Genomic DNA, 15,398 nt, shown 5'->3' with positions numbered 1-15,398 from the left:
AGTCATGATCCGATTCGACAATGTGCACAAGTGGTTCAAGGACCTGCATGTGCTCAAGGGCATCAGCCTGGAAGTGCAGCAGGGCGAGGTGGTGGTGGTGTGCGGGCCGTCCGGCTCCGGCAAGTCCACGCTGATCCGTACCGTCAACCAGCTGGAGACCATCAGCGAAGGCGGCATCTGGGTGGACGGGGTGAATGTGGCCGATAAGAAGACCGATCTGAACGCGCTGCGCGCCGAGGTGGGCTTCGTGTTCCAGCACTTCAACCTCTACCCGCACCTGTCCGTGCTGGACAACATCACGCTTTCGCCTATCAAGGTAAAAGGTGTACCGCAGGCGGCGGCGGAAAAGCTGGCCATCGACCTGCTGGAACGGGTGGGCCTGGCGCACAAGCGCGATGCCTTTCCGTCGCAGCTGTCCGGCGGCCAGCAGCAGCGTGTGGCGATAGCCCGCAGCCTGGCCATGCAGCCGCGGGTGATGCTGTTTGACGAACCGACCTCGGCGCTGGACCCGGAGATGATCGGCGAAGTACTGAAGGTGATGAAGGACCTGGCCGAGTCCGGCATGACCATGATGGTGGTGACCCACGAAATGGGCTTTGCCCGCGAAGTGGCCGACCGCGTGGTGTTCATCGACCACGGCGAGATCATCGAGCAGGCGGCGCCGGAGGCGTTCTTCACCAACCCGCAGCACGAACGCGCCAAGCAGTTCCTGCGCCAGTTGCTGACGCCGATGAACTAGCCGCAATACAGATTTTTTAGGTCGCCCGGCATGCCGGAGCGGCCGGGACAAGCAGCAAACACTCGAGAAAAATGGAGAAACTCATGCGATTTACTACCCGACTGCTGGCCAGCGCCGTGATGGCATCCGCCCTGGCCGCACCGGCCATGGCCGAAGGTACCCTGGACAAGATCAAGCAATCCGGCACCATCGTGCTGGGCCACCGCGATGCCTCGATCCCGTTCTCCTACCTGGCCGAAGGCCAGACCCCGATCGGCTACTCGCACGACCTGCAGCTGAAGGTAGTGGAAGCGCTGAAGAAACAGCTGAAGATGCCGAACCTGCAGGTGCGCTACAACCTGGTGACCTCGCAGACCCGCATCCCGCTGGTACAGAACGGCACCGTGGACCTGGAGTGCGGCTCCACCACCAATAACCTGGAACGCCAGAAACAGGTGGCCTTCTCGATGGGCATCTTCGAGATCGGCACCCGCCTGCTGACCGCCAAGACTTCCGGCGTGAAGGACTTCCCGGACCTGAAGGGCAAGAACGTGGTGACCACCGCCGGCACCACCTCCGAGCGCCTGCTGAAGGCGATGAACGCCGAGAAGCAGATGGGCATGAACATCATCTCCGCCAAGGACCATGGCGAAGCGTTCCTGATGCTGGAATCCGGCCGCGCCGTGGCCTTCATGATGGACGACGTGCTGCTGTACGGCGAACTGGTGAAAGCCAAGAACCCGGCCAACTGGGTAGTAACCGGCAAGCCGCAGTCCTACGAGATCTACGGTTGCATGCTGCGCAAGGATGACCCGGCCTTCAAGAAGGTGGTGGATGACGCGCTGAAGGCGGTGTACAAGTCCGGCGAAATCAACAAGATCTACAACAAGTGGTTCATGAGCCCGGTACCGCCGAAAGGTCTGAACCTGAACTTCCCGATGTCCGAAGAAATCAAGAACCTGGTTGCCAAGCCGACCGACAAGTCTGCGGAGCAGATGTAAGCGGCGTGGTCATACAAGCGGGTGAGTTCGGCTTGCGGCCAACGTAACCGGGCCAGGGGCGTGCCCCTCCCGCTTGCGAAGGGGCGCCGCGCGCCCCTTTTTCTTTGGAGACATCAATGAACTACAACTGGGACTGGCACGTTTTCTTCAGGTCCACCGGTATCGGCCACGAGATCTACCTCGACTGGTTCATCGCCGGCCTGGGCTGGACCATCGCCGTGGCGCTGGTGGCCTGGATCGTGGCACTGCTGCTCGGTGCCATTCTGGGCGTGATGCGCACCCTGCCAAACAAGGCGGTATCCGGCTTTGCCACCGCCTATGTCGAGCTGTTCCGCAACGTACCGCTGCTGGTGCAGCTTTTCGTGTGGTACTTCCTGGTGCCGGACCTGCTGCCAGAACATGCGCAGGTCTGGTTCAAGCAGGAGCTGCCGCCGACCATCTCGGCCTATATCTCGGTGGTGATCTGCCTGGCGCTGTTCACCGCCTCCCGCGTCTGCGAGCAGGTACGCACCGGCATCGAGGCGCTGCCCAAGGGCCAGCGTGCCGCGGCACTGGCGGTGGGCTTCAACCAGGCGCAGACCTACCGCTACGTGCTGCTGCCACAGGCGTTCCGCATCATCATCCCGCCGCTCACCAGCGAATTTCTCAACATATTCAAGAACTCCTCGGTGGCATCGCTGATCGGCCTGATGGAGCTGCTGGCGCAAACCAAGCAGACCGCGGAATTCACCGCCAATATGTTTGAAGCCTTCACGCTGTCCACGCTGATCTACTTCGTGCTCAATATGAGCCTGATGGGGTTGATGGGCTGGGTGGAACGCAAGGTGCGCGTGCCCGGCATGATGGGAGGGGGTAAATAATGGATTTCAACCAGATCATTCCGACGCTGCCCAACCTGGCGGACGGCATGCTGCTCACCCTCAAGCTGCTGCTGCTGGCAGTGAGCGGCGGCGTGGCGCTGGGCACCGTGCTGGCGCTGATGCGCATGTCCAGCAACAGCCTGCTGTCCGGGCTGGCCAAGGTCTACGTCAACTATTTCCGCTCCATTCCGCTGCTGCTGGTCATCACCTGGTTCTACCTGGCGGTGCCCATGCTGCTGAACTGGATGACCGGGCACTTCGTCACCGTCGGCGCCTTCACCTCCTGCCTGGTGGCCTTCATGATGTTCGAGGCCGCCTACTACTGCGAGATCGTGCGCGCCGGCATCCAGTCCATCTCCAGCGGCCAGCTCAACGCCGCCTACGCGCTGGGCATGGGCTATGGCCAGGCCATGCGCCTGATCATCCTGCCGCAGGCGTTCCGCAAGATGATGCCGCTGCTGCTGCAGCAATCCATCATCCTGTTCCAGGACACCTCGCTGGTATACGCGGTGGGCCTGATGGACTTCCTCAACATGGCCCGTTCCAAGGGCGACATCGTCGGTTTGCCGCATGAATTCCTGATTTTTGCCGGTGCGGTGTACTTTGTGATCAGTTTCGGCGCCTCCACCCTGGTGAAGCGCCTGCAAAAGAGGTTCGCGGTATGAGCATGATTTCCATCAACAACGTCAGCAAATGGTATGGCGAGTTCCAGGTGCTGACCGACTGCACTACCGAAGTATGCAAAGGCGAGGTGGTGGTGGTGTGCGGCCCGTCCGGCTCCGGCAAATCCACGCTGATCAAGACCGTCAACGCGCTGGAGCCGTTCCAGAAGGGCGACATCATCGTGGACGGCACCTCGGTGGGCGACCCGAAGACCGACCTGCCCAAGCTGCGCGCCCGCATCGGCATGGTGTTCCAGAACTTCGAGCTGTTCCCGCACCTGTCCATTACCGAAAACCTCACCATCGCGCAGCAGCGCGTGCTGGGCCGCAGCAAGGACGAGGCAATGCAGAAGGGCATGCATTACCTGGACCGCGTGGGCCTGAAGGCGCATGCGCACAAGTTCCCCGGCCAGCTGTCCGGCGGCCAGCAGCAGCGCGTGGCCATCGCCCGTGCGCTGGCGATGGACCCGATCGCCATGCTGTTCGACGAACCGACCTCGGCACTGGACCCGGAAATGGTGAACGAAGTGCTGGACGTGATGGTGGAGCTGGCGCACGAAGGCATGACCATGATGTGCGTCACCCACGAGATGGGCTTTGCGCGCAAGGTGGCCAACCGCGTCATCTTCATGGATCGCGGCCACATCGTGGAGGACTGCGCCAAGGAGGAATTCTTCGGCAACCCGGACGCCCGCTCCGAGCGCGCCAAGCAGTTCCTGTCCAAGATCCTGCAGCACTGAGCACTCTCGCCACAAGGTTGGCCGCAAGCTTGCGGCCAACCCTGGCCATCAACGCCACCGCCCGCGGTGGCGTTGTCGCATCAGGGCCAGTGCGCCAGCTCGCGGTAGTGTGCGCCCTGCGGTGTCAGCGTGGATGCCATCAGCGAAATGCGCCGCAGCGGGTAGGCCAGCGGCGTGATGGCATGTGTTGGCAGTAGCTGGCGCGCGTGGCGCAGCAGGGTGACGTGCGGCAGATAGGCACGCTGCTCGAGGCCGAAGCCGGCAGCAGCCAGCGCGCTGCGCAGGGCGGCGGCCAGTTCGTCCAGCGCCGGGCAGGGCTGGCTGGCGCCGGCCCAGACGATGCCGCCATGCCAGCTGCCTACCTGGTCCAGCTGCCAGGGCGCCCCGGCAGCGTGCGGCAACTGGCTGCCAATGCGGCGCAACTCGTCCAGCCGCTGTGGCGCCACCTCGCCCAGAAAGGCCAGCGTGAGGTGCAGGCTGCCCTGCGGCACCAGGCGGCCGCGGCAGCGCCGGGTGAGCGGGCGTGCCAGGCCATGCAGGGTGCCGGCAAGGTGCCGGCCTGGCAGGATGGCGAAAAACAGTCGCACGGCAGGCTCCTGGCTGCGGGGGCATGTTTGCAGTATGCGGCCAACACCGCAGCGCTGCCGGGCAGGTTTCACATGAAACAGCAGCGGCACGGGGCAGCCAGTTGCAGTTTTGTTGCAAGCCACCCACGCCCGCCCCTGGCGGCGAGCAGCCGGCAACGCCGGTGCTGCCCGCTGCCGGCGCTTTCGGCTACTATCGAATAGTCATGGCAGGAATCGAAAACATGTACTCCACCATCTATCTGGGGCGTCAGCCGATCGTCGACCTCAAGCAACAACGCGTGGCGTACGAACTGTTGTTCCGCTCAGGGCCGGAAAACCGGGCGCTGTTTCAGGACGACATCAATGCCACCGCCGCGGTGATCCGCCACACCTTCATCGACCTGGGGTTGTCGCGGGTGCTGGAAGGCTGCCCGGGCTTCATCAACGTCAACGAAACGCTGCTGAAAAGCCCGCTGATCGAACTGATGCCGCCGGACAACATCATCCTGGAAATCCTGGAAAACGTACCGCTGGACGACAGCGTGCGCGCGCGCTGTGCCGAGCTGCGCCGGCTGGGCTATCACTTTGCGCTGGACGATGTGGTGGCAATTACGCCGGATGTCACCCGCATGCTGCCGCTGGTGGACTACATCAAGTTCGACCTGCGCGAGATTCCGCTGGCCACCCTGCCCGAGGTGGTTTCCCGCCTGCAGGGCTTCCAGGGCCGGCTGCTGGCGGAAAAAGTGGATTCGGTGGAAGAGTTCGAGGCCTGCAAGGCGCTGGGCATCTCGCTGTTCCAGGGCTATTTCTTTGCGCGGCCAACGGTGATGACCCACAACCGCGCCACCCCCAACCGCGCGGTAACGCTGCGCCTGCTGGGCCTGGTGCTGCAGGAGGCGGACATCGGCCGGCTGGAGGAAGTGTTCAAGGCAGCGCCGGACATGGTGCTGGGCCTGCTCAAGCTGGTGAATGCCGCGGAAAACTATCGCCGCCCGGTGTCCTCCATCCGCGAAGCGCTGATGCTGCTGGGCACGGCGCGGCTCAAGCGCTGGGCGCTGATCCTGCTGTTCGCCGCCGACTGCAAGCCGGGGCGCAGCGGCCACAGCCCGCTGCTGGAAATGGCGGCGGTGCGCGGCCGCATGATGGAACTGCTGGCCGACGAGCTGGGGCATGACAGCGACGACGCCTTCATGGCCGGCATCCTGTCGCTGGCCGACAGCATGCTGGCGATGCCGATGCCGGAGCTGGTTTCCAGCCTGGCGCTGCACCCGGCGGTGGAAGACGCGCTGCTGCATCGCAACGGCGAGCTGGGCGACCTGCTGCAGCAGGTGGAGCTGGCGGAGTGCCGCCAGAGCGGCAGCCCCTTGCCGCAGATGGATGCCGAACGCTTCAACCGCCTGCAGCTGCATGCGCTGGAGTGGGTGAAGCAGCTGTGGCAGGACGAGCTGCCGCACTGAGCAGGCAGGAATCGCCACAGCAAAACGCACAAGGCCGGTCGCAAGACCGGCCTTGTGCGTTTTGCTGTGGCCAGGGTTGGCCGCAGGCTAGACGATGTCCAGGTGGTCGATGCCGCCCTGCTCCAGCCCCTGGTGCTTGGCGGTTTCGCTGTGCAGCTTGATCTGCAGCCGCAGATCGTTCACCGAGTCGGCATTGCGCAGCGCATCCTCGTAACTGATCTTGCCGCTTTCGAACAGGTCGAACAGCGCCTGGTCGAAAGTCTGCATGCCGGATTCGCGCGAGCGGCTCATCACCTCCTTGATGCTGGACACCTCGCCCTTGAACACCAGGTCGGCGATCAGCGGGGTGTTGATCAGGATCTCGATCGCCGCGGTACGGCCCTTGCCACCCTTCAGCGGCACCAGGCGCTGCGAGATGATGGACTTCATGTTCAGCGACAGGTCCATCAGCACCTGCTGGTGCCGCTCTTCCGGGAAGAAGTTCAGGATGCGGTCCAGCGCCTGGTTGGCGTTGTTGGCGTGCAGCGTGGCCAGGCACAGGTGGCCGGTTTCGGCGAACTGCAGGCCGTACATCATGGTTTCGCGGTCGCGGATCTCGCCCATCAGGATCACGTCCGGCGCCTGGCGCAGCGTGTTCTTCAGTGCAATCTCCCAGCTGTCGGTATCCACGCCGATTTCGCGCTGGGTGATGATGCTCTTCTTGTGCGGGTGCACATACTCCACCGGGTCCTCGATGGTGATGATGTGGTCGGCGCTGTTGCTGTTGCGGAAATCGACCATGGCGGCCAGCGAGGTGGATTTACCCGAGCCGGTGCCGCCGACGAAGATCACCAGCCCGCGCTTGATCATCGCGATGTCCTTCAGCACCTCCGGCAGCTGCAGCTGCTCGAAAGTGGGGATATCGGTGTTGATCTTGCGCAGCACCATGCCGGCCTTGCCCTGCTGGATATAGGCGCTGACGCGGAAGCGGCCGATGCCCGGCGGGCTGATGGCGAAGTTGGCTTCCTTGTTGGCCTCGAATTCCTCGGTCTGGCGGTCGTTCATCACCGCGCGCACCAGTTCCTTGGTGTGCTGGCCGGACAGCGGCTGCGGCGATACCGGGGTGATCTTGCCGTCGATTTTCATCGCCGGCGGAAATTCCGCGGCAATGAAGATATCGGACGCGTTCTTGCTGACCGCGTGGCGCAGCAGATCATGGATAAATTTTGATGCCTGTTCCTTTTCCATCACCCGCTCCGCTTACAGGAAGTTGTCCTTGTTGGTGGCCTTGCCGCGCGCTTCTTCGTCGGACACGATATTGCGGCGCACCAGGTCGGTCAGACACTGGTCCAGTGTCTGCATGCCATATTGCTGGCCGGTCTGGATCATCGAGTTGATCTGCGCCAGCTTGTTCTCACGGATCAGGTTGCGAATCGCCGGGGTGCCGATCATGATTTCGTGCGCCGCCACCCGGCCGGCGCCGTCCTTGGTCTTCAGCAGTGCCTGCGAAATCACCGCGCGCAGGCTTTCCGACAGCATGGCGCGCACCATGTCCTTTTCCGCTGCCGGGAACACGTCCACGATACGGTCGATGGTCTTGGCCGCGCTGCTGGTATGCAGGGTACCGAATACCAGGTGGCCGGTTTCCGCCGCAGTCAGCGCCAGGCGGATGGTTTCCAGGTCGCGCATCTCGCCCACCAGGATCACGTCCGGGTCTTCACGCAGCGCGCTCTTCAGCGCATTGGCGAAGCTGCGGGTCTGGGTACCCAGTTCACGCTGGTTGATCAGCGACTTCTTGCTCTCGTGCACGAATTCGATCGGGTCTTCCGCGGTGAGAATGTGCGCGTAGTAGTTGCTGTTGATGTAATCGACCATCGCCGCCAGGGTGGTGGATTTACCGGAGCCGGTCGGCCCGGTCACCAGCACGATGCCGCGCGGGTATTCGGAAATATCGCGGAAAATCTTCGGCGCGTTCAGGTCTTCCAGCGACAGCACCTTGGACGGAATCACGCGGAACACCGCGCCCATGCCGCGGTTCTGCATGAAGGTGTTCACCCGGAAGCGTGCCAGGTTGGGCACCTCGAACGAGAAGTCGCACTCGAAGCTGTCCTCGAAGTTCTTGCGCTGATAGTCGTTCATGATGTCGTACACCATGTCGTGCACGTCGTGGTGGTCCATCGGCGGCAGGTTGATGCGGCGGATGTCGCCATGCACGCGGATCAGCGGCGGCAGACCGGCGGACAGATGCAGGTCGGATGCCTTGTTCTTGACCGTGAAGGACAGCAGGTCGGAAATTTCCATTGAGTTCCCCGTTCGCCCGGAATGGCCGCCAGGCCATTGCTCCACAAAAAACCGGCGCGCAGTAGTGATGCGTTAAATGGCAGGCTTGTAACAGTTGTTTTGATAAATCATACACGGCGCTTGGCGGGGCTTCCATGCCGCCAGCACCTGCCTGGGCCGGCGGCCGTACCCCGCCGGGCAGAACATTGGTCTGCCGCTATGCCGGCTGCGGCCAACCTTGGGCATGCGCGGCGCTTCAGACTTCGTACGCGTCGCGCTCACCGCTGTTTTCCTCCGCCTCGGAAAACCACTCCGGCGCGCGGCGGCAGGTCTGCAGCAGATTGGCCAGACTGTCGGCATCGAACTGCTCGCTGCGCGTCTGGCGCTGCAGCTGCTTGTTGTGGTTGTCCACCAGCCATTTGCCGACAAAAAACCCCGCCACCATGCCGGCCAGTGCGCCGTACAGATGCGCCAGCGCAGCGCCCAGCAGTACCGCACCGGCGCCCACCGCCGCGCCCAGCAGCCAGGGCTTGGCGTGCGAGCGGTGCTTGGTGGTTTGCAGGGTGTGCCGGGCAACATTCAGCTCGTCCTGCAGCGCCTCGCATACCAGGCGCCGGGGTTGGCGCCGGGCGGTGATCAGCGCCTTGCGCTGCGCCACGTCGGGCACCGAGAAATACAGCTCGCGCAGTTTGCGGCGCACCTTGCTGATGCGGCTGCTGATGTAGTCATAACTCCTGTGCTGCGTAGCCTGCCCCTGCTGTGGCCTGCGCGTGGGGCCGAACAGCTCGCGCAAGGCGGTCAGCTCCACCGGCACGCCGCCATAGCCGTCCTCTTCGATCACCGCCGCCTTGTCGGCGATGCCCAGTTCATGTTCCAGGCCCCGATATTTTTCCTGGCACAGCGCGCATTTCTTCTCGACCTCTTTCAGTCGGTTGGCTCGCGTGCTTTCGTCACGAATCGGCATGTGCTTCTCCTGTGCCAGGCCAGCCCGGAGCATGGGCAGGACGGTGGCTCTGGTTTTATAGCTCAAGCGCATGCCGCCGGGCGGGAATGCTGGCCGCTGGCAAAATCGCCAGCGGGCGGCCAAACCGCTAACATGGCAACACCGTTACCGGACCCAACGAAACCACGCATCATGACGCAATTGGCACACGCATTGCAGACCGTACGCGACAGCCTGGCCGCCGCGGCCACCGCCGCCGGACGCAGCCCCGACGAGGTGACGCTGCTGGCCGTCAGCAAGACTTTTCCGGCGGAAGCAATCCGCGAGGCATACGCGGCCGGGCAGCGCGCCTTCGGCGAAAACTACGTGCAGGAACTGGCCACCAAGGCGCAGCAGCTGGCGGATCTCGCCATCGAGTGGCATTTCATCGGCCCGCTGCAATCCAACAAGACCCGCCCGGTGGCCGAGGTGGCGCACTGGGTGCATTCGATAGAACGCCTGAAGATCGCCGAACGCCTGTCGGCGCAGCGCCCCGCCGGCATGCCGCCACTGAATGTCTGCGTGCAGGTGAACGTGTCCGGCGAGGACAGCAAGAGCGGTTGCGAGCTGGCGGAAGCGCCGGCGCTGCTGCGCGCGGTGGCGGCACTGCCGCAGCTGCGCCTGCGCGGGCTGATGTGCATTCCGGAGCCCACGCCGGACACGGCACTGTTGGCCGCACGCTTCGGCGTGTTGCGCCAGCTGCAACAGCAGATGGCGGCCGAGGGCATGCAGCTGGATACGCTGTCCATGGGCATGTCGGCCGATATGGCGCAGGCGGTGGCGGCCGGCAGCAGCATGGTGCGTGTCGGCACCGCCATTTTTGGCGCCCGCCACTATCCGGCCTGAGCTATCATCGCGGCACACACAAACTGTATACAAACTACAAAGGGACGAACATGCAGATTACCTTCATCGGCGGCGGCAATATGGCGACAGCCATCATCGGCGGCCTGGTTGGCAGTGGCGAGCATCACATCCGCGTGGTGGAGCTGCACGAGGAGAAACGCACCCAGCTGCAGCAGCAGTTCGGCGTGGAACCGCTGGCCGAGGCACCGGCACAGTTCGGCGTGGACGACGTAGTGGTGCTGGCGGTGAAGCCGCAGGTGCTGCGCGACGTATGCCTGGCGCTGGCCCCTAAGCTGGGCGGCGCGCTGGTGGTTTCCATCGCTGCCGGCATCCGCGGCGACGCACTGGCACGCTGGCTGGGCAGCCAGCGCATCGTGCGCGTCATGCCCAACACCCCGGCCATGGTCGGCAAGGGCGTGTCCGGGCTGTACGCTGCGGCCAACATCGGCGCGGCGGACCGCGATGCCGCCACCCGCATCATGCAGTCGGTAGGCACCACCACCTGGCTGGCGGAAGAAAGCGGCATTGACGACATCACCTGCGTGTCCGGCAGTGGCCCGGCCTACGTGTTCTACTTCATCGAAAGCATGATCGAAGCCGCCAGGCAGTCGGGCTTCAGCGAGGACGAGGCACGCCGCCTGGTGATCGCCACTTTCGACGGCGCGGTGGAACTGGCGCGGCAGAGCCCGCTGCCGGTGGCAACCCTGCGCCAGAACGTGATGTCCAAGGGCGGCACCACCGAGCGCGCCATCTTCCGCTTCGAGGCGGAAGGTGTTAAACAGGCGATCATCGCCGGCGCGATGGATTGCCGTGCCCGTTCGGTGGAAATGGGCGAAGAACTCTCCAAGGACTAATGCATGCTGTTTCTGGAAACCCTGACGTTTCTCATCAGCACCGTGGGCGGGCTGTTCGTGCTGGTGCTGCTGCTGCGCTTTTACCTGCAGCTGTCGCATGCACCGCACAAGCACCCGCTCAACCAGTTCGTGATGGCGGTAACCAATTTCGTGGTGCTGCCGCTGCGGCGGCGCGTGCCTTCCTGGCACGGCTACGACAGCGCCTCCATCCTGGTGGCGCTGCTGGTGCAGCTGCTGGTCATGGCTGTGGTGGTGGCACTGGGGCGCATCCCGTACAACTTCGTCAGCCCGCAGACCTGGTTCGGCCTCTCGCTGCTGGCGCTGCTGGAGCTGTTCCGCCAGTCGCTCAACCTGCTCACCGGCGCGGTGATCGTGCAGGCCATCCTGAGCTGGGTCAGCCCGTACAACGCGCTGTCGCCGATACTGGAAGCACTCACCCGCCCCTACCTCAAGCCGTTCCGTGCGGCCAACGTGGGCGGGGTGGATCTGTCGCCGCTGGTGCTGCTGCTGATTATCCAGGTAATCCAGATGCTGCCACTGCGCCTGCTGGAGCAGCTGTTCTTGACGCAACTCAAGATTGCCGTCTAAGCAATCATTATGGCAGCCGGGCCCGCGTACCCGGTGCTTACAACAGTGGAGATACCAGATGAAGAAATTGCTGCTTGCTGCTGTCGCCTGTGGCGCTCTGGCTGCGCCGGCTTTCGCCAACCTGCAACTGGCGCAGAAGAACAACTGCCTTGCCTGCCACGCGGTGGACAAGAAAGTGGTTGGCCCGGCCTACAAGGACGTGGCCAAGAAATATGCTGGCGACAAGGGCGCCGAAGCCAGACTGATCGCCAAAGTGAAGAACGGCGGCTCCGGCGTATGGGGCGCGGTGCCGATGCCGCCGAACCCGCAGGTGAGCGATGCCGACCTGAAGGCACTGGTGAAGTGGATTCTGACGTTGAAGTAAGACGCAGCACTGCCAGGTAAAAAGCGGCCGCCAGGCCGCTTTTTACCGTCTGCGGCCACGCCTGGCGGCAGGCAATATCCGGCTTGAGCTTTGTAACGGCCGGTACTATACAAGTAGATGATTCCTTAATCATCCATTACCGCTGTTGCACTTTCCCTATGCCGTCGGTAATCTTCCACGCCTGTTTGCCAAAACTCTTAATAGCTGGAAGCTCACATCATGGCCAAGCTGACTGAACAAGACATCCACAACTGGTCCGGTGACGACTACATGAACGCCGACCACCTTGAGTTCTTCAAGGAGCGCCTGCTGCAGATGCAGCAAGAGCTGTTGGGCAACGCCAATGCCACGGCCAGCCATCTGCAAGAGCAGGAGGCCACGCCGGACCCGGCTGACCGTGCCACGCTGGAAGAGGAATATGCACTGGAACTGCGCACCCGCGACCGCGAGCGCAAGCTGCTGCAGAAGATCCAGTCCACCCTGCGCCTGATCGATGACGGTTCCTACGGTTACTGCGAAGACACCGGCGAACCCATCGGCCTGAAGCGCCTGCTGGCCCGCCCGACCGCCACCCTGTCGGTGGAGGCCCAGGAGCGCCGCGAGCGCATGAAGCGCCAGTACGCCGACTGATATCACCGGCTATCCGCGCTCAAGGGCACCCTTCGGGGTGCCCTGTGTGTATCGACAAAGCCCTTTCGCCGCGCGGAAGGGCTTTGTCATGCAAACAGGAAGGCTGCCGATTCAACCGCTTTGCCGGAGCGGCCCGGCTTCGCCGGGTCCGGTTGCACCGGCACAAGTTGCCTTGTCCGCAGCCTGGGCACCCCACGGGGGGCCGTATCGACAAAGCCCTTTCGCAGCGCGGAAGGGCTTTGTTATGCAAACGGGAAGGCTGCCGATTCAACCGCTTGGCCGGCGCGGCCCGGCTTCGCCGGGTCCGGTTGCACCTGCACAAGTTGCCTTGTCTACAGCCTGATCTCCCCGCCGGGTGCCCTTTTGTTTTGCCGTCAAACGCTTGGCACAGCGGGCTCAAGCAGGTAATGTTGCTATGCAAAGAGATAGCCCGACAGGCAAGGAAAACAAATCATGCACCGCCAGACCGACGACGTACGCATCCGCGATATCAAGGAATTACTGCCCCCGATCGCCCATCTTTACGAACTGCCGATCACCGAACCGGCTGCCGAGCTGATCTACCACACCCGCCGCAACATCGCGCGCCTGCTGCGCAGCGAAGACGACCGCCTGCTGGTGGTGATCGGCCCCTGTTCCATCCACGACCCGGCCGCCGCCGAGGAATACGCCCGCCGCCTGCTACCGCTGCGCGACAAGTATGCCGGCGAGCTGGAAGTGGTGATGCGCGTGTACTTTGAAAAGCCGCGCACCACCGTGGGCTGGAAGGGCCTGATCAACGATCCACACCTGGACGAGTCCTACGACATCAACGCCGGTCTGCGCATCGGCCGCCGCCTGCTGCTGAACCTGAACAGCATGGGCATGCCGGCCGCCACCGAATTCCTCGACATGATCACCCCGCAGTACCTGGCCGACCTGATCAGCTGGGGTGCCATCGGCGCGCGCACCACCGAATCGCAGGTGCACCGCGAGCTGGCCTCCGGACTGTCCTGCCCGGTGGGCTTCAAGAACGGCACCGACGGCAACCTGAAGATCGCAGTGGACGCCATCCGCTCTGCCAGCGTGTCGCACCATTTCCTGTCGGTCACCAAGACCGGCCATTCCGCCATCGTGGAAACCGGCGGCAACCCGGACTGCCACGTGATCCTGCGCGGCGGCAAGGAGCCGAACTACGAAGAGCGCTTCGTGAAGGCTGCCGCGGCCGAACTGGCCGCCGTGGGCCTGGCGCAGAAGCTGATGGTGGACTTCAGCCACGCCAACAGCCGCAAGGACTACAAGCGCCAGATGGAAGTGTGCCAGGACGTGGCCAGCCAGATGGCCGCCGGCGACAGCCATATCTTTGGCGTGATGGTGGAAAGCCACCTGGTGGAAGGCCGCCAGGATCTGAAACCGGGCTGCGATCTGACCTACGGCCAGAGCATCACCGATGCCTGCATCGGCTGGGACGATACCGAAGCGCTGCTGGCCACCCTGGCCGACGCGGTGACGGCACGCCGCAGCAAGTTCGGCACTGCTGCCGGCAAGTAAGCTGCCAGTCGCCCTTGTAAAACAGCCAGCGCTTGCGCTGGCTGCCAGGCTGCATACAAAGTTTCTTATGCAGGCTCTACCGGACCCGGCAAAGCCGGGCCGCTCCAGCTAAGTCTTGGCATTGGCAGCCTTCCTGTTTTCATGACAAAGCCCTTGCGCCATGCGCAAGGGCTTTGTCAAAACATCAACAGCCAGCGCTCGCGCTGGCTGTTTTGCTTGCGGCCAACCCTGCCGGGAGGCAGATCAGTCGTCGCCATCCATCAGCCGCCCCAAACCGCCCAGCACCGAACCCTGCTCGCGGTTTTCGCCGCCGGCGCGCGGGCTGGCGGCCAGGATGCGGTCGGCCAGCCGCGACAGCGGCAGTGACTGTAGCCACACATGCCCCGGGCCGGTAAGGCGGGCAAAGAACACCCCCTCGCCGCTGAACAGCGCGGTCTTGAGCTTGCCCACGTATTCGATGTCGAAATCCACCGTCGGCTGGTACGCCACCACGCAGCCGGTATCCACGCGCAGCGTCTCGCCCGGCTGCAGCTGGCGGCTGGTCAGCGTGCCGCCGGCGTGCAGGAACACGTAGCCGTCGCCCTCCAGCTTCTGCATGATGAAGCCCTCGCCGCCGAACAGGCCGGCGCCGATCTTCTTCTGGAACGCCAGGCCCAGGCTCACGCCCTTGGCGCCAGCCAGAAAGCTGTCCTTCTGCGCATACAGCGTGCCGCCCAGCTCCAGCAGATGCACCGGCACGATCTTGCCGGGGTAGCTGGCGGCAAACGCCACCTTGCGCTTCTGGCTGCTCTGGTTCTGGAACACGGTGGTGAACAGAGACTCACCGGTAAGCAGCCGCTTGCCGGCGCCCAGCAGCTTGCCGAACAGCCCGCCCTGGTTGGCCGAGCCATCGCCGAACACGGTATCCATGCCGATGCCGTCTTCCATGTAGTACATCACCCCGGCCTCACCGACGGCAGCTTCGCCCGGGTCCAGTTCCACCTCGACATACTGCATATCGTCGCCGAAGATTTGATAGTCGATCACATCCATGGACATACGGGTTCCTTTCGCGATAGAGGGATTGTCAGCTGGTCTTGTCGTGCTCGTCCGGCGGCGTCCTGGGCGGCCGCAGCAGCATGATCCACAGATGCAGCGCGATGCCGGCCAGCGGCACCAGCGCCAGGATGATGACGAAGACCCATTCCAGGGGGGAGAAAAGCTCGCTCATGACAACAGTGTACCTAAGTGCCTGTTCAAAGTCTGTTCACGCCAGCGCCCGGCAGAGCCCGGCCCCGGCGGTTGGGCCCGGCAAAAAAGCAGCGTCCCTGCGCCAGGGCATTGGCATGAATCAGGCCGGAC

At 63.6% G+C, this 15,398-nt stretch carries 18 protein-coding genes; 12 read left to right on the top strand and 6 right to left on the bottom strand.

Translation table 11 applies throughout. The annotated features are described in order from the left end of the window. Nucleotides 1-4 precede the first annotated feature (4 nt). The 5 genes from PSELUDRAFT_RS05950 (at nucleotide 5) to PSELUDRAFT_RS05930 (ending at nucleotide 3,981) form a co-directional block, all read left to right on the top strand. Complete coding sequence (locus tag PSELUDRAFT_RS05950) at nucleotides 5-739, top strand: amino acid ABC transporter ATP-binding protein (RefSeq protein ID WP_088965971.1); 735 nt, start codon at nucleotides 5-7, stop codon at nucleotides 737-739. A gap of 83 nt (nucleotides 740-822) precedes the next feature. Beyond that, entirely contained in the window at nucleotides 823-1,719 is an 897-nt protein-coding gene (locus tag PSELUDRAFT_RS05945) for a glutamate/aspartate ABC transporter substrate-binding protein (RefSeq protein ID WP_088965970.1), read from the top strand. 116 nt (nucleotides 1,720-1,835) lie between these two features. Further along, a complete protein-coding gene (locus PSELUDRAFT_RS05940) occupies nucleotides 1,836-2,579 on the top strand; it encodes an amino acid ABC transporter permease (protein ID WP_088965969.1) in 744 nt (247 codons plus the stop codon). Next, a complete protein-coding gene (locus PSELUDRAFT_RS05935) occupies nucleotides 2,579-3,244 on the top strand; it encodes an ABC transporter permease subunit (RefSeq protein ID WP_088965968.1) in 666 nt (221 codons plus the stop codon). Before PSELUDRAFT_RS05940 ends, PSELUDRAFT_RS05935 begins: the two co-directional genes overlap by 1 nt. Before the next feature lie 2 nt (nucleotides 3,245-3,246). After that, the gene (locus PSELUDRAFT_RS05930; protein WP_088968403.1) at nucleotides 3,247-3,981 is read left to right on the top strand and encodes an amino acid ABC transporter ATP-binding protein; all 735 of its coding nucleotides are present in this window, start codon (nucleotides 3,247-3,249) and stop codon (nucleotides 3,979-3,981) included. A gap of 80 nt (nucleotides 3,982-4,061) precedes the next feature. Here PSELUDRAFT_RS05930 and thpR read toward each other — a convergent pair whose 3' ends face one another. Then, nucleotides 4,062-4,568: an RNA 2',3'-cyclic phosphodiesterase gene (gene thpR / locus PSELUDRAFT_RS05925; RefSeq protein ID WP_088965967.1), complete on the bottom strand. Its 507-nt coding sequence runs from the start codon at nucleotides 4,566-4,568 to the stop codon at nucleotides 4,062-4,064. Nucleotides 4,569-4,771: 203 nt separating this feature from the next. On the opposite strand from thpR, the gene PSELUDRAFT_RS05920 reads away from it, so the two are divergent. Continuing rightward, complete coding sequence (locus PSELUDRAFT_RS05920) at nucleotides 4,772-6,004, top strand: EAL and HDOD domain-containing protein (RefSeq protein ID WP_162291242.1); 1,233 nt, start codon at nucleotides 4,772-4,774, stop codon at nucleotides 6,002-6,004. Between the two features lie 87 nt (nucleotides 6,005-6,091). On the opposite strand, the gene PSELUDRAFT_RS05915 is transcribed toward PSELUDRAFT_RS05920, so the two are convergent. From PSELUDRAFT_RS05915 to PSELUDRAFT_RS05905, 3 genes are all read right to left on the bottom strand, one after another. Further along, nucleotides 6,092-7,231, bottom strand: coding sequence for a PilT/PilU family type 4a pilus ATPase (locus PSELUDRAFT_RS05915; RefSeq protein ID WP_088965965.1), 1,140 nt, complete (start codon nucleotides 7,229-7,231; stop codon nucleotides 6,092-6,094). A gap of 12 nt (nucleotides 7,232-7,243) precedes the next feature. Further along, a complete protein-coding gene (locus PSELUDRAFT_RS05910) occupies nucleotides 7,244-8,284 on the bottom strand; it encodes a type IV pilus twitching motility protein PilT (RefSeq protein ID WP_088965964.1) in 1,041 nt (346 codons plus the stop codon). 235 nt (nucleotides 8,285-8,519) lie between these two features. Continuing rightward, on the bottom strand, nucleotides 8,520-9,227 hold the full coding sequence (locus PSELUDRAFT_RS05905; protein ID WP_088965963.1) for a hypothetical protein: 708 nt from the start codon (nucleotides 9,225-9,227) through the stop codon (nucleotides 8,520-8,522). 171 nt (nucleotides 9,228-9,398) lie between these two features. Between PSELUDRAFT_RS05905 and PSELUDRAFT_RS05900 the strand changes: the two genes are divergently transcribed. The 6 genes from PSELUDRAFT_RS05900 (at nucleotide 9,399) to aroG (ending at nucleotide 14,057) form a co-directional block, all read left to right on the top strand. Continuing rightward, nucleotides 9,399-10,091, top strand: coding sequence for a YggS family pyridoxal phosphate-dependent enzyme (locus PSELUDRAFT_RS05900; protein WP_088965962.1), 693 nt, complete (start codon nucleotides 9,399-9,401; stop codon nucleotides 10,089-10,091). 50 nt (nucleotides 10,092-10,141) lie between these two features. Next, entirely contained in the window at nucleotides 10,142-10,945 is an 804-nt protein-coding gene (proC, locus tag PSELUDRAFT_RS05895) for a pyrroline-5-carboxylate reductase (protein ID WP_088965961.1), read from the top strand. A 3-nt stretch (nucleotides 10,946-10,948) separates the two neighbouring features. Next, nucleotides 10,949-11,533 (top strand): YggT family protein, encoded by a 585-nt coding sequence (locus PSELUDRAFT_RS05890; RefSeq protein WP_231895315.1) that lies wholly within the window; start codon nucleotides 10,949-10,951, stop codon nucleotides 11,531-11,533. A 58-nt stretch (nucleotides 11,534-11,591) separates the two neighbouring features. Then, nucleotides 11,592-11,897, top strand: a complete 306-nt coding sequence (locus PSELUDRAFT_RS05885; RefSeq protein ID WP_088965960.1) for a c-type cytochrome — start codon at nucleotides 11,592-11,594, stop codon at nucleotides 11,895-11,897. Nucleotides 11,898-12,116: 219 nt separating this feature from the next. Next, a complete protein-coding gene (gene dksA, locus PSELUDRAFT_RS05880) occupies nucleotides 12,117-12,527 on the top strand; it encodes an RNA polymerase-binding protein DksA (RefSeq protein ID WP_088965959.1) in 411 nt (136 codons plus the stop codon). Between the two features lie 453 nt (nucleotides 12,528-12,980). Continuing rightward, on the top strand, nucleotides 12,981-14,057 hold the full coding sequence (aroG, locus tag PSELUDRAFT_RS05875; protein WP_088965958.1) for a 3-deoxy-7-phosphoheptulonate synthase AroG: 1,077 nt from the start codon (nucleotides 12,981-12,983) through the stop codon (nucleotides 14,055-14,057). A 243-nt stretch (nucleotides 14,058-14,300) separates the two neighbouring features. Here aroG and PSELUDRAFT_RS05870 read toward each other — a convergent pair whose 3' ends face one another. Next, entirely contained in the window at nucleotides 14,301-15,095 is a 795-nt protein-coding gene (locus tag PSELUDRAFT_RS05870; RefSeq protein WP_088965957.1) for a TIGR00266 family protein, read from the bottom strand. A gap of 28 nt (nucleotides 15,096-15,123) precedes the next feature. Next, nucleotides 15,124-15,267: a hypothetical protein gene (locus PSELUDRAFT_RS19595; protein WP_164497422.1), complete on the bottom strand. Its 144-nt coding sequence runs from the start codon at nucleotides 15,265-15,267 to the stop codon at nucleotides 15,124-15,126. Nucleotides 15,268-15,398: the final 131 nt, after the last annotated feature.

The organism is Vogesella sp. LIG4 (assembly GCF_900090205.1).
Taxonomy (GTDB): domain Bacteria; phylum Pseudomonadota; class Gammaproteobacteria; order Burkholderiales; family Chromobacteriaceae; genus Vogesella.
The sequence above is the reverse complement of the archived record's forward strand: the minus strand, read 5'-3'. Positions and strand labels throughout refer to the sequence as shown.

Bases quoted from the DNA above. Each gene is read 5' to 3' on its own strand.
- PSELUDRAFT_RS19595 (WP_164497422.1), bottom strand. From the start codon at position 15,267: ATGAGCGAGCTTTTCTCCCCCCTGGAATGGGTCTTCGTCATCATCCTG.
- PSELUDRAFT_RS05915 (WP_088965965.1), bottom strand. From the start codon at position 7,231: ATGGAAAAGGAACAGGCATCAAAATTTATCCATGATCTGCTGCGCCAC.
- PSELUDRAFT_RS05885 (WP_088965960.1), top strand. From the start codon at position 11,592: ATGAAGAAATTGCTGCTTGCTGCTGTCGCCTGTGGCGCTCTGGCTGCG.
- PSELUDRAFT_RS05930 (WP_088968403.1), top strand. From the start codon at position 3,247: ATGATTTCCATCAACAACGTCAGCAAATGGTATGGCGAGTTCCAGGTG.
- PSELUDRAFT_RS05890 (WP_231895315.1), top strand. From the start codon at position 10,949: ATGCTGTTTCTGGAAACCCTGACGTTTCTCATCAGCACCGTGGGCGGG.
- dksA (WP_088965959.1), top strand. From the start codon at position 12,117: ATGGCCAAGCTGACTGAACAAGACATCCACAACTGGTCCGGTGACGAC.
- PSELUDRAFT_RS05940 (WP_088965969.1), top strand. From the start codon at position 1,836: ATGAACTACAACTGGGACTGGCACGTTTTCTTCAGGTCCACCGGTATC.
- PSELUDRAFT_RS05945 (WP_088965970.1), top strand. From the start codon at position 823: ATGCGATTTACTACCCGACTGCTGGCCAGCGCCGTGATGGCATCCGCC.
- PSELUDRAFT_RS05920 (WP_162291242.1), top strand. From the start codon at position 4,772: ATGGCAGGAATCGAAAACATGTACTCCACCATCTATCTGGGGCGTCAG.
- PSELUDRAFT_RS05870 (WP_088965957.1), bottom strand. From the start codon at position 15,095: ATGTCCATGGATGTGATCGACTATCAAATCTTCGGCGACGATATGCAG.
- aroG (WP_088965958.1), top strand. From the start codon at position 12,981: ATGCACCGCCAGACCGACGACGTACGCATCCGCGATATCAAGGAATTA.
- PSELUDRAFT_RS05910 (WP_088965964.1), bottom strand. From the start codon at position 8,284: ATGGAAATTTCCGACCTGCTGTCCTTCACGGTCAAGAACAAGGCATCC.
- proC (WP_088965961.1), top strand. From the start codon at position 10,142: ATGCAGATTACCTTCATCGGCGGCGGCAATATGGCGACAGCCATCATC.
- PSELUDRAFT_RS05900 (WP_088965962.1), top strand. From the start codon at position 9,399: ATGACGCAATTGGCACACGCATTGCAGACCGTACGCGACAGCCTGGCC.
- PSELUDRAFT_RS05935 (WP_088965968.1), top strand. From the start codon at position 2,579: ATGGATTTCAACCAGATCATTCCGACGCTGCCCAACCTGGCGGACGGC.
- PSELUDRAFT_RS05950 (WP_088965971.1), top strand. From the start codon at position 5: ATGATCCGATTCGACAATGTGCACAAGTGGTTCAAGGACCTGCATGTG.
- PSELUDRAFT_RS05905 (WP_088965963.1), bottom strand. From the start codon at position 9,227: ATGCCGATTCGTGACGAAAGCACGCGAGCCAACCGACTGAAAGAGGTC.